Here is an 11,441-nt window from a genome sequence, read left to right as displayed (position 1 = left end):
ATGGCCATGCCGCTGCGCCAGACGATGCGGGTCAGTACCTATCTCATTCAGCAGAAGCTCAAGCGGCGGGACAAGTTCCCGCTGATCGTCGAGCTGGAACCGCTCTTCGCCTGCAACCTCGCCTGCGAGGGCTGCGGCAAGATCCAGCACCCGGCCGGGGTGCTCAAGCAGCGGATGCCGGTCGCCCAGGCGGTCGGCGCGGTGCTGGAGTCCGGTGCGCCGATGGTCTCCATCGCCGGCGGTGAGCCGCTGATGCACCCGCAGATCGACGAGATCGTCCGTCAGCTGGTCGAACGGCGGAAGTACGTCTTCCTCTGCACAAACGCACTGCTGCTGCGGAAGAAATTGGACAAGTTCACTCCTTCGCCGTACTTCACCTTCACGGTGCACATCGACGGCCTGCGCGAGCGGCACGATGAGTCGGTGGCCAAGGAGGGGACGTTCGACGAGGCGGTGGCCGCCATCAAGGAGGCCAAGCGACGCGGGTTCCGGGTGACCACCAACAGCACCTTCTTCAACACGGACACCCCGCAGACCATCGTCGAGGTGCTCGACTTCCTCAATGACGAGCTGCAGGTCGAGGAGATGATGATCTCCCCGGCCTATGCCTACGAGAAGGCGCCCGACCAGGAGCACTTCCTGGGCGTGGAGCAGACCCGGGAGCTCTTCCGCAAGGCCTTCTCCGGTGGCAACCGCCGCCGGTGGCGGCTGAACCACAGCCCGCTCTTCCTGGACTTCCTGGAGGGCAAGGTCGACTTCGAGTGCACCGCGTGGGGCATCCCGAACTACTCGCTCTTCGGCTGGCAGCGTCCCTGCTACCTGATGTCCGACGGGTACGTGCCCACCTACCGCGAGCTGATCGAGAAGACCGACTGGTCCAAGTACGGCCGTGGCAAGGACCCGCGCTGCGAGAACTGCATGGCGCACTGCGGGTACGAGCCGACGGCGGTGCTGGCGACCATGGGCTCGCTCAAGGAGTCGCTGCGGGCGATGCGGGAGACCGTGAGCGGTAACCGCTGAGCAGGCGGGCCCGGCGCGCGTGCGGGAGCCCGCGCCGGGCCCGACCATGACACCAAGACCAAGACAGCAAGGATGTGCGAACAGTCATGACCGCGATCTCGCTCGGTATCCCATCGCTGCCGCTCAAGCCGCTCGCGACGCGGCGTCACTCGCGTCAGATCATGGTCGGTGATGTCCCGGTGGGTGGTGACGCGCCGGTGTCGGTGCAGTCGATGACCACCACGCTGACCTCGGATGTGAACGCGACGCTGCAGCAGATCGCGCAGCTGACCGCTTCGGGGTGTCAGATCGTGCGGGTGGCGGTGCCTTCGCAGGATGACGCGGACGCGTTGCCGATCATCGCGAGGAAGTCGCAGATCCCGGTGATCGCGGACATCCACTTCCAGCCGAAGTACGTGTTCGCGGCGATCGACGCCGGCTGTGCGGCGGTGCGGGTCAACCCGGGCAACATCAAGGCGTTCGACGACAAGGTCGGTGAGATCGCGAAGGCGGCCTCGCAGGCGGGTGTGCCGATCCGGATCGGGGTGAACGCCGGGTCGTTGGACAAGCGGCTGCTGGAGAAGTATGGGAAGGCGACGCCTGAGGCGTTGGTGGAGTCGGCGCTGTGGGAGTGCTCGCTGTTCGAGGAGCACGGTTTCCGGGACATCAAGATCTCGGTCAAGCACAACGACCCGGTGGTGATGATCAACGCCTACCGGCAGTTGGCGGCGGCCTGCGACTATCCGCTGCACCTGGGGGTGACGGAGGCGGGGCCGGCGTTCCAGGGGACGATCAAGTCGGCGGTGGCGTTCGGTGCGCTGCTGGCGGAGGGGATCGGGGACACGATCCGGGTGTCGCTGTCGGCGCCGCCGGTGGAGGAGATCAAGGTCGGGATCCAGATCCTGGAGTCGTTGAACCTGCGTCAGCGCGGGTTGGAGATCGTCTCGTGTCCGTCCTGCGGTCGGGCCCAGGTGGATGTGTACAAGCTGGCGGAGGAGGTCACCGCGGGCCTGGAGGGCATGGAGGTGCCGCTGCGGGTCGCGGTGATGGGTTGTGTGGTGAACGGTCCGGGTGAGGCGCGCGAGGCGGACCTGGGGGTGGCCTCGGGCAACGGCAAGGGGCAGATCTTCGTCAAGGGCGAGGTGATCAAGACCGTCCCCGAGTCGAAGATCGTCGAGACCCTGATCGAAGAGGCCCTGCTGCTCGCCGAGCAGATGCAGTCCGAAGGCGCCCCGGCAGGCGTGCCGGCGGTGATCGCGGCAGGCTGAGATCAGCCACGCCGCCGTTTCCATGACGTCAAGTCCCTTATCACCGAGCGAAGAGGTGGAGCCATGTCACTCCTGTCCTCAATCCACGGACCAGCCGATCTGAAGCGACTGCCGGCCAACCAGATGCCGCAGCTGGCCCAGGAGATCCGGGACTTCCTGATCGAGGCCGTCTCCCGGACCGGGGGTCACCTCGGACCCAACCTCGGCGTGGTCGAGCTCTCCATCGCGCTGCACCGGGTCTTCGAGTCGCCCCGGGACCGGATCCTGTGGGACACCGGGCACCAGGCCTACGTCCACAAGCTGCTGACCGGGCGCCAGGACTTCAGCCGGCTGCGGGCCAAGGGCGGACTCTCCGGCTATCCGTCCCGGGCCGAGTCCGAGCACGACGTGATCGAGAACTCGCACGCCTCGACCGTGCTCGGCTACGCCGACGGCATCGCCAAGGCGAACCAGCTGCAGGGGCGCGGCGACCGGCAGACGGTCGCGGTGATCGGCGACGGCGCGCTGACCGGTGGGCTGGCCTGGGAGGCGCTCAACAACATCGCCGAGGCCGACGACCGGCCGCTGGTCATCGTGGTCAACGACAACGAGCGCTCCTATGCCAAGACCATCGGCGGCCTGGCCAACCACCTGGCCACGCTGCGCACCACCCAGGGCTACGAGCGCTTCCTGACCTGGGGCAAGGAGGCGCTGCAGCGCACTCCGGTGGTCGGCCAGCCGATCTTCGAGGCGCTGCACGGCGCCAAGAAGGGTTTCAAGGACTCCTTCGCGCCGCAGGGCATGTTCGAGGACCTCGGGCTGAAGTACGTCGGCCCGATCGACGGGCACGACATCTCCGCCGTGGAGTCCGCGCTGCGCAAGGCGCGCGGTTTCGGCGGCCCGGTGATCGTGCACTGCCTGACCGTCAAGGGCCGCGGCTACCGTCCCGCCGAACTGGACGAGGCGGACCGCTTCCACGCGGTCGGCGCCATGGACCCCTATACCTGCCTGCCGATCTCGCCGACCGGCGGCACCTCGTGGACCTCGGTCTTCGGCGAGGAGATGGTGGCCGCCGGCGGGCAGCGCACCGATCTGGTGGCGATCACCGCCGCGATGCTCCAGCCGGTGGGGCTGGCCCCGTTCGCCAAGGCCTACCCGGACCGGATCTTCGACGTCGGGATCGCCGAGCAGCATGCCGTCACCAGCGCCGCCGGTCTGGCCACCGCGGGCCTGCACCCGGTGGTCGCGGTCTACGCGACCTTCCTGAACCGGGCCTTCGACCAGGTGCTGATGGACGTGGCGCTGCACCGGCTCGGCGTCACCTTCGTGCTGGACCGGGCCGGGGTCACCGGGAACGACGGCGCCTCGCACAACGGCATGTGGGACATGTCGATCCTCCAGGTGGTCCCCGGCCTGCGGCTGGCCGCGCCGCGCGACGCCGAGCAGCTCAAGGCGCAGCTGCACGAGGCGCTGGAGGTCACCGACGCGCCGACCGTGATCCGCTTCCCCAAGGGCGAGGTCACCCCGGTCCGGCCGGCTGTCGAACAGCTGGGCGGCGTCGACGTGTTGCAGCGCACCCAGGTGCCCGGACGCACTGGCCAGGACGTGCTGCTGGTCTCGGTCGGCGCGATGGCCTGCGCCTGCCTGGACGCCGCCGCGCTGCTCACCGCCGACGGCCTGGCCACCACCGTGGTCGACCCGCGCTGGGTCAAGCCGGTCGACCCGGCGCTGGTCCAACTCGCCTCCCGGCACAAGCTGGTGGTCACCGTCGAGGACAACGGCCGGGTCGGCGGGGTGGGCGCCGCGATCGCCCAGGCGCTGCGGGACGCCGAGGTCGACACCCCGCTGCGCGACCTGGGAATTCCGCAGGAGTTCCTGCAGCACGCCGGGCGCGGCGAGATCATGGAGGAGGCCGGGCTGACCGGTACCGGGATCGCCGCCCAGACCGCCGCCTTCGCCAAGCACCTGCTACCGAACCGAGGAGTGAACGAACCCCGTGCCAGCTGACCACGTGCCCGCCGACCGACCGGACGGTGCCCTCGACCTTGCCGCCCTGCTCGCCGAGCGCGGCGGCGAGCGGTATGAACTGCACGGCCGCTACCTCAACCCGCAGCTGCCGCGGATGCTGCGCACCATCGGCTTCGACAAGACCTACGAGCGCGCCGCCGGCCCGTACTTCTACGACGCCGAGGGCAACGAGTACCTGGACATGCTGGCCGGTTTCGGCATCTTCGCGCTCGGCCGCCACCACCCGGTGGTGCGCGACGCGATCCAGCAGGTGATGGACCTCGACCTGCCCGACCTGACCCGCTTCGACTGCCCGCCGCTGCCCGGCCTGCTGGCCGAGCGGCTGCTGGCCGAGGCGCCCGGCCTGGACCGGGTCTTCTTCGGCAACAGCGGGACCGAGGCGGTGGAGACCGCGATCAAGTTCGCCCGGTACGCCACCGGGCGCGGGCGGATCCTCTACTGCGACCACGCGTTCCACGGGCTGACCACCGGATCGCTCTCGATCAACGGCGAGGGCGGGTTCCGCAAGGGCTTCGGGCCGCTGCTGCCCGACACCGCGATCCCGCTCGGCGACCTCGGCGCGCTCCAGCGCGAGCTGCGCAAGGGGGACGTGGCCGCGCTGATCGTCGAGCCGATCCAGGGCAAGGGCGTGCACGCCGCCCCGCCCGGCTGGCTGCGTGCGGCCCAGGACCTGCTGCACGAGAACAAGGCGCTGCTGATCTGCGACGAAGTGCAGACCGGCATCGGGCGCACCGGTGCCTTCTTCGCCTACCAGGACGAGGAGGGGGTCCAGCCCGACCTGGTCTGCGCCGCCAAGGCGCTCTCCGGCGGCTACGTGCCGATCGGCGCCACCCTGGGCAAGGGCTGGATCTTCGAGAAGGTGTACTCCTCGATGGACCGGGTGCTGGTGCACTCGGCCAGCTTCGGCTCCAACGCCCAGGCGATGGCGGCGGGCCTGGCCACCCTGCAGGTGATGCGGGACGAGCGGGTGGTGGAGAACGCCCGCCGGGTCGGCGACCTGTTCCGCGACCGGCTGGCCGCGCTCACCGAGAAGTACGAGCTGCTCGCCGAGGTGCGCGGTCGCGGTCTGATGATCGGCATCGAGTTCGGCCGGCCCCGTTCGCTCAAGCTGCGCACCGGGTGGACGGCGCTGCAGGCCGCGCGCAAGGGGCTCTTCGCGCAGATGGTGGTGGTTCCGCTGCTGCAGCGGCACCGGATCCTGACCCAGGTCTCCGGCGACCACCTGGAGGTGATCAAGCTGATTCCGCCGCTGATCATCACCGAGCGCGAGGTGGACCGGTTCGTGGACGCGTTCTGCGAGGTGATGGACGACGCGCACCGGGGCAGCGGCCTGATGTGGGACTTCGGCAAGACGCTGGTGAAGCAGGCGGTGGGGAACCGGTAGCCCGGCGCTACAGCTCCACCCGGCGGCGCCGGATCACCACGTAGAGGTCGATCGTGGCGACGACGGTCAGCGCGAAGCAGACCGCCGCGAAGGCGACCAGCGTGCTCTGGGAGGGCGCGCTGGTCGCCTTCGCCATGGCGGCGAAGACCGCGAACGCGGCGGTCATCAGCGCGAAGACCGGTACGAAGACCACCGAGAGCAGGAAACGCAGCTTGAGGTCGCTTCGGGCGAAGCGGGGTTCGGTCCCGCTGCGCCAGCGGCGCGGGGTGGTGGCATAGCGCATGGCGGCTCACCTCCGTCCGGATCGGGGTACCCGGACAGGTCCAAGGGTATTCCGGCGGTAGGCTGCGCAAACGAGGCATTCGGGCTCCTGGCGGGAGCACGAGGATCGGAGGGAGCGGCGTGAGCATCGCGGTGTGCACCATCTGCACCGGTACCGGGCGACTGGCCGGCCTGCAGTGCCGGACCTGCAAGGGAACCGGCACCACCGAACGGGACGGCGGCGGCAACTGCTTCCTGTGCAGCGGGACCGGCACCTACACCCGGTACCGGGTTTCCGCCGACGGCAGCAAGCAGGCCTACCGCGAGGAACCCTGCCGGACCTGCGACGGCACCGGATCGATCGCCGGGACCCACCCCGCCGAGGTCTGATCGAGCATCAGTTCGCTCTTTCTGCCACTGAAACGAGCGGCTACCGTGGACCTACTCTTCGTAACCGATGCGAGAGGTCGTCATGGTCGCCACTGTCACCTACTCCCGGTATTGCGCGCACTGCGGGACCCCGGTCTCCGAGGGGCCGGAGGGCGGCTACGTCTGCGGAGCCTGTTTCCACGTGGTCGAGCCGGTCGGCGCGGACGAGGCGCGTAAGGCACGGCGGGCCGAGCGGGCCGCCATGGTCGCGGAGGCGGCCCGGCTGCGGGCGCTGCAGCAGTACTAGCTGACGCGGTACCAGTCGAGCCGGGCGCGGTCCGGGGTGTCCCGGTGGCGGCTCCGGCGCGCTGACGGCGCGTCCGGCGTCCGCAGCTGCCTCCGGCACGGTCGCACGGCACCCTTGAGGACCCGACGGCGGAAGGGACGACCAGCGCGCTGACGGCCGGTCGGCGTCCTGCTCGCGGGTCACCCACCGGTGGCGTTCCTCAGCTCCCTGCCGCCGCCTGCCCGCCGGGTGCGCCCGAGGAGCGCACCCGGTGTCGCCCGTGCTCCGAAACCGTAGCGACCCTGGCCGTCGCGCGGACGCGGTGACCAGGGTCGCTACGTAGGAATGACTAGTCGAGCGGTCCACCGGCGACGTAAATCACCTGGCCGCTGACGAAGCCCGCGCCCTCGCTGGCGAGGAACGAGATGGTGTGCGCGATGTCCTCGGGGACGCCGACCCGCTGGACCGGGATCTGGGTGGCCGCGGCCTGCTTGAAGGCCTCGAACTCCATGCCGACCCGGGCGGCGGTGGCGGCGGTCATGTCGGTGGCGATGAAACCGGGGGCCACCGCGTTGGCGGTGATGCCGAACTTGCCGAGCTCGATCGCCAGGGTCTTGGTGAAGCCCTGCAGACCCGCCTTGGCGGCCGAGTAGTTGGCCTGGCCGCGGTTGCCCTGCGCCGAGGAGGAGGAGAGGTTGACGATCCGGCCGAAGCCGGCGTCCACCATGTGCTTCTGCACCGCGCGGGTCATCAGGAAGGCGCCCCGCAGGTGGACGTTCATGACGGTGTCCCAGTCGGCCGCCGACATCTTGAAGAGCAGGTTGTCGCGGAGCACCCCGGCGTTGTTCACCAGCACCACGGGGGTGCCCAACTCGGCCGCGATCCGCTCCACGGCGGCCTGGACCTGGGCCTCGTCGGAGACGTCGGCACCCACCGCGAGGGCGCGACCGCCGGCCGCGGTGATCTTCTCGACGGTCTCCTTGCCGGCCGACTCCTCCAGGTCGACCACGGCGACGGCGTAGCCGTCGGCCGCCAGCCGCTGCGCGGTGGCGGCGCCGATGCCGCGCGCGGCGCCGGTGACGATCGCGACCCTGGACGTGCTGCTCTGCTCGGTCATGCCTCTTACTCGTCTCTCTCGGTTCAACGAAAAATGGTGCTGAGAGCGCTGCGCCGAATACCCTACCGGCGAGTAGTTGAGGGGACCAGAGCGCGATCCGGGCGGATGTTCAACTCGGCGGTGCGGGACGAAATACCACAAGTATGGTGAACATCCGTCTACTATCTGCCCCTGCCTGCCGCAACACAGACTCCGTTTGTATAGTGTGCGCCAGCAGCCGTCGGCTGCACGGCGGAGCTCCCCTCGATCCGGGTCGAAATCACTGCGGTTGGTTCTCGATTCGCGCCGGGGGAGGCCAGCACGCCGCTACTGCCCCGCCCGGGCGTCCCACAGCGCGCCGGGTGTGACATCAGGACGGATTCATGGTGCTGGGGGAGATCCCGACGACCCGCGTGCCCGGTCGACTGCAGCAGTCGCCCGGTCACCTCATTCGCGTGGCACAGCAGGTACACACCCGGCTGTGGTCCGAACATGTGGGAGCCGAATTGACGGCTCCTCAGTTCGCCGTGCTGCTCGCCCTCGCCCTCGAACCAGGCGCTGACCAGCGCACGGTGGGCGAACGAGCCTCACTGGACAAGGCGACGATGGCCGAGATGGTCGCTCGGCTGGTACGGCGTGGCCTGGTGCTGCGCCGGCGCGATCCGGCGGACGGCCGGCGCAAACTGCTCGCACTTTCGCAGAACGGAGCCCAGGCGGTCCGTGAGGCCACCGGCGGCGTGGTGCGCGTCCAGCGCACCCTGTTCGAGCCGCTGACCGGCGATGAGCAGCTCGAACTGATCCGATTCCTGGCCAAGATAGCCAAGTTGGAGCCGGCCGCGGTGGCCGCGCTGAGCGACAGCCGTCCGCTGCTGGACGCCCAGCGCGCGGTCGGTTACCTGATCAGGGTCGGTCAGCAGGTCCATACCAAGCTCTGGTCGGAGCACGTCGGCTCGGAGTTGACGGCTCCTCAGTTCGCCGTCCTCGACGCGCTGGAGAGCGAGCCGGGGGCCGACCAGCGGACGGTCGGCGAGCTGGCCTCGCTGGACAAGGCGACGATGGCCGAGATGGTTTCACGCCTGGTCAGGCGGGGTCTGGTGCTGCGCCGCCGGGACCCCTCGGACGGGCGGCGCAACCTGCTGTCGCTCTCGCCGACCGGTCAGGAGCTGCTGCACAGCGCTGCTGCCGGAGTGGCCCGAGTGGAAGAGTTGCTGCTCGAACCGTTGGAGCCGACCGAACATCAGCAGGCGTTGATCCTGCTGGCGAAGGCGGCTCGACTCGCTCCGGTGGCGTAACGATTCGCCCGGAATTCCTGGGAATTATCTGAGAATTTCCGAGCGTCCGACATAACTGTTGGCTCCCGCCGGATCGGTGGGAGCCAACAGTTGAACGGTCACGAACTTAGATCAGCTCCAGTCGAAGGTGACCGGGTCGGGGCCGAGGCGCTGACCGGTCTCGATGCCGGCGATCGCGGCGAGGTCCTCGGCGTCGAGTTCGAAGCCGGTCACCGCGAAGTTCTCCGCGATCCGGGACGGGGTGACCGACTTCGGGATCGCGATGATGCCGCTCTGCAGGTGCCAGCGGAGCACCACCTGGGCGACGGTCCGCCCGTGCTTGGCGGCGACCTTGGCCAGCGTCGGATCGCTGAGCAGGGCCTTGCCCTGGCCCAGCGGGCTCCACGCCTCGGTGGCGATGCCGTGCTGGGCGTGGAAGGCGCGCAGCTCGCGCTGGGCGAAGTGCGGGTGCAGCTCGACCTGGTTGAGCGCCGGGACGATCGAGCTGGTCTCGAAGAGGCGGGTCAGCTCGGCCTGGCCGAAGTTGGAGACGCCGACCGCCTTGACCCGGCCGGAGGCGAGCAGTTCCTCGAAGGCCTTCCAGAGGTTGTCGTAGCTGCCGTGCATCGGGCGCGGCCAGTGGATCAGGTAGAGGTCGAGGGACTCCAGGCCGAGCTTCTCGAGCGAGGCGTCGAACTCGGTCAGCACCGCGTCGCGGCCGGCCTGGCCGGACCAGTCGCGGGTGCCGCTGTTCCACAGCTTGGTGGTGATGAACAGTTCGTCGCGCGGTACGCCGGCCTGCCGGATGCCGAGGCCGGTGCCGGCCTCGTTCTCGTAGATGGCGGCGGTGTCGATGCTGCGGTAGCCCGTCTCGATGGCGGTGCGCACGGCGGTGGCCGCCTCGTCCTCCGGCACCTGCCAGACGCCGAAGCCGAGCTGCGGGATCGCGACGCCATTGTTGAGAGTGATCGTGGGAATGATGCTCACGAGCTGTGGTGTGCCCTTCGATTTGTCCTGTTCTGCCGGTGGGTCAACCAATGGCGGGTCAGCGATGTTCCCGAGATCCCGGATCACCTGCCGACCCGGTGTCCGGCCACCCACCCGGGGGAGTGCTGGTACTCCGTCCGGGGCAGTCGGCGGCGCAGTGCGGCCGGTGACGGCGGCCCGGCGCGCAGACTGCCCGTGTGACCAGGAACTCGGAGCGCCCGTTCGCCGGCCAGAAGGCGAAGCAGAGCGAGATCGCCGGTATCCCGACCCGACTGATCGCCGGTGTGGTGGTGGCCGGGCTCGCGCTCTGGTTCCTGCTGGCGAATCTGAACAACGTGAAGATCCAGTTCTGGGTCTTCACCGTGACGGCGCCGCTGTGGATCGCGCTCGCCGCCACGCTGCTGATCGGCGCCGTGCTCGGATACCTCGTCAAGGGCCGGCGCGAGAACCGTTAGGGTTTCATCGGGTCAGAGATCACCTCAGCTACGGGCAGGTCAATCTCTCCCAAATTCTGCTTATGATTCTCGGATGCTGGACTCCCGACATATCCGGACCTTCCACGAGGTGGTCAGCACCGGCTCGTTCACCGCTGCCGCGCGCTCCCTCGGCTACACCCAGCCGGCCGTCACCCAGCAGATCCGCGCGCTGGAGCGCGAGGCCGGCGTCGCGCTCTTCATCCGGGACGGGCGCCGGATGCGGCTCACCGAGGCGGGCGAGACGCTGGCCCGGCACGCCGAGGTGATCCTCGGCAGCCTCGGCGCCGCTCAGCAGCAGCTCCAGGCACTGGCCCGGCTGCGAGCCGGCCGGGTGCGGGTCTGCGCCTTCCCCAGCGCCAACGCCACGCTGATCCCCGAGGCGATGGCCGCGCTGCTGGCCGAGCACCCGGGGGTGCGGGTCGAGCTGCTGGAGGCCGAGCCGCCGGAGTCGGTGCAGAAGCTGCTGGCCGGCGAGTGCGACATCGCGCTCTCCTTCAGCTACCCGGGGATGCGTGCCGAACTGCCGGCCGAACTGGTGGAGATCCGGCTGATGGAGGATCTGCTGACGGTCCTGCTGCCGGTCGGCCATCCGTTGGCCCGCCGGCACGCGGTGCGGCTGGCCGAGCTGGCCCAGGCCCGCTGGATCGCCGGCTGCGCGCGCTGCCGGGCCAACTTCCTGCACATCTGCGCGGAGGAGGGCTTCGACCCGGACATCGTCTTCACCACCGACGACAACCTGGCGCTGCAGAGCCTGGTGGCGGCCGGGGTCGGGCTCGCGGTGGCGCCCGCGCTGGTGCTCTCGTTCCTCAACCACCGCAAGGTGACCGGACGGACCCTGGAGCCGCACGTGCGCCGCCAGGTCTGCGCCTACGTGCTGCGTGAGCACCTGCCGCTGCCGGCCACCGAGCTGGTCCTGGACGGGCTGCGGGTGGCGGCGGCCAACCGGGTCGGTTGCTGACACCCGCCCCGGGCCGCGCCGACCGGCGCGGGCAGCTCGGCTGACGGGACGTCAGGGGTGGGGGCCCTGGCGGTCGACG

General features: G+C 69.6%; 12 protein-coding genes. 9 read left to right on the top strand and 3 right to left on the bottom strand.

Annotation, left to right across the window (positions count from 1 at the left end):
- The 4 genes from hpnH to OG403_RS05770 all read left to right on the top strand — a co-directional run bounded on the left by hpnH (position 1) and on the right by OG403_RS05770 (position 5,658).
- Entirely contained in the window at positions 1-1,020 is a 1,020-nt protein-coding gene (gene hpnH / locus OG403_RS05785; RefSeq protein ID WP_329561977.1) for an adenosyl-hopene transferase HpnH, read from the top strand.
- Positions 1,021-1,106: 86 nt separating this feature from the next.
- Complete coding sequence (gene ispG, locus OG403_RS05780) at positions 1,107-2,267, top strand: flavodoxin-dependent (E)-4-hydroxy-3-methylbut-2-enyl-diphosphate synthase (RefSeq protein WP_329561975.1); 1,161 nt, start codon at positions 1,107-1,109, stop codon at positions 2,265-2,267.
- A 63-nt stretch (positions 2,268-2,330) separates the two neighbouring features.
- Positions 2,331-4,253 carry a 1-deoxy-D-xylulose-5-phosphate synthase gene (dxs, locus tag OG403_RS05775; protein WP_329561973.1) on the top strand — a complete coding sequence of 641 codons (1,923 nt, stop codon included), beginning with the start codon at positions 2,331-2,333 and terminating at the stop codon, positions 4,251-4,253.
- Positions 4,243-5,658 (top strand): aspartate aminotransferase family protein, encoded by a 1,416-nt coding sequence (locus OG403_RS05770; protein WP_329561972.1) that lies wholly within the window; start codon positions 4,243-4,245, stop codon positions 5,656-5,658. Before dxs ends, OG403_RS05770 begins: the two co-directional genes overlap by 11 nt.
- A 7-nt stretch (positions 5,659-5,665) precedes the next feature.
- On the opposite strand, the gene OG403_RS05765 is transcribed toward OG403_RS05770, so the two are convergent.
- On the bottom strand, positions 5,666-5,941 hold the full coding sequence (locus OG403_RS05765; RefSeq protein ID WP_329561970.1) for a DUF6343 family protein: 276 nt from the start codon (positions 5,939-5,941) through the stop codon (positions 5,666-5,668).
- Between the two features lie 119 nt (positions 5,942-6,060).
- Here OG403_RS05765 and OG403_RS05760 point away from each other — a divergent pair, with 119 nt between their 5' ends.
- Positions 6,061-6,309 (top strand): hypothetical protein, encoded by a 249-nt coding sequence (locus OG403_RS05760; RefSeq protein WP_329561969.1) that lies wholly within the window; start codon positions 6,061-6,063, stop codon positions 6,307-6,309.
- 67 nt (positions 6,310-6,376) lie between these two features.
- Entirely contained in the window at positions 6,377-6,595 is a 219-nt protein-coding gene (locus OG403_RS05755) for a hypothetical protein (protein WP_329561968.1), read from the top strand.
- 328 nt (positions 6,596-6,923) lie between these two features.
- On the opposite strand, the gene fabG is transcribed toward OG403_RS05755, so the two are convergent.
- Positions 6,924-7,691 carry a 3-oxoacyl-ACP reductase FabG gene (gene fabG, locus OG403_RS05750; protein WP_329561966.1) on the bottom strand — a complete coding sequence of 256 codons (768 nt, stop codon included), beginning with the start codon at positions 7,689-7,691 and terminating at the stop codon, positions 6,924-6,926.
- A gap of 485 nt (positions 7,692-8,176) precedes the next feature.
- Between fabG and OG403_RS05745 the strand changes: the two genes are divergently transcribed.
- Complete coding sequence (locus tag OG403_RS05745; protein WP_329561965.1) at positions 8,177-8,962, top strand: MarR family winged helix-turn-helix transcriptional regulator; 786 nt, start codon at positions 8,177-8,179, stop codon at positions 8,960-8,962.
- A gap of 111 nt (positions 8,963-9,073) precedes the next feature.
- Here the strand turns inward: OG403_RS05745 and OG403_RS05740 are convergent, their stop codons facing one another.
- A complete protein-coding gene (locus OG403_RS05740; protein WP_329561964.1) occupies positions 9,074-9,928 on the bottom strand; it encodes an aldo/keto reductase in 855 nt (284 codons plus the stop codon).
- Positions 9,929-10,125: 197 nt separating this feature from the next.
- Here OG403_RS05740 and OG403_RS05735 point away from each other — a divergent pair, with 197 nt between their 5' ends.
- Positions 10,126-10,383: a LapA family protein gene (locus tag OG403_RS05735; protein ID WP_329561962.1), complete on the top strand. Its 258-nt coding sequence runs from the start codon at positions 10,126-10,128 to the stop codon at positions 10,381-10,383.
- A 73-nt stretch (positions 10,384-10,456) separates the two neighbouring features.
- On the top strand, positions 10,457-11,362 hold the full coding sequence (locus tag OG403_RS05730) for a LysR family transcriptional regulator (protein WP_329561960.1): 906 nt from the start codon (positions 10,457-10,459) through the stop codon (positions 11,360-11,362).
- Positions 11,363-11,441: the final 79 nt, after the last annotated feature.

It is taken from the genome of Kitasatospora sp. NBC_01266 (assembly GCF_036242395.1).
GTDB lineage: Bacteria > Actinomycetota > Actinomycetes > Streptomycetales > Streptomycetaceae > Kitasatospora.
This window is presented reverse-complemented; position numbering and strand designations above follow the sequence as displayed.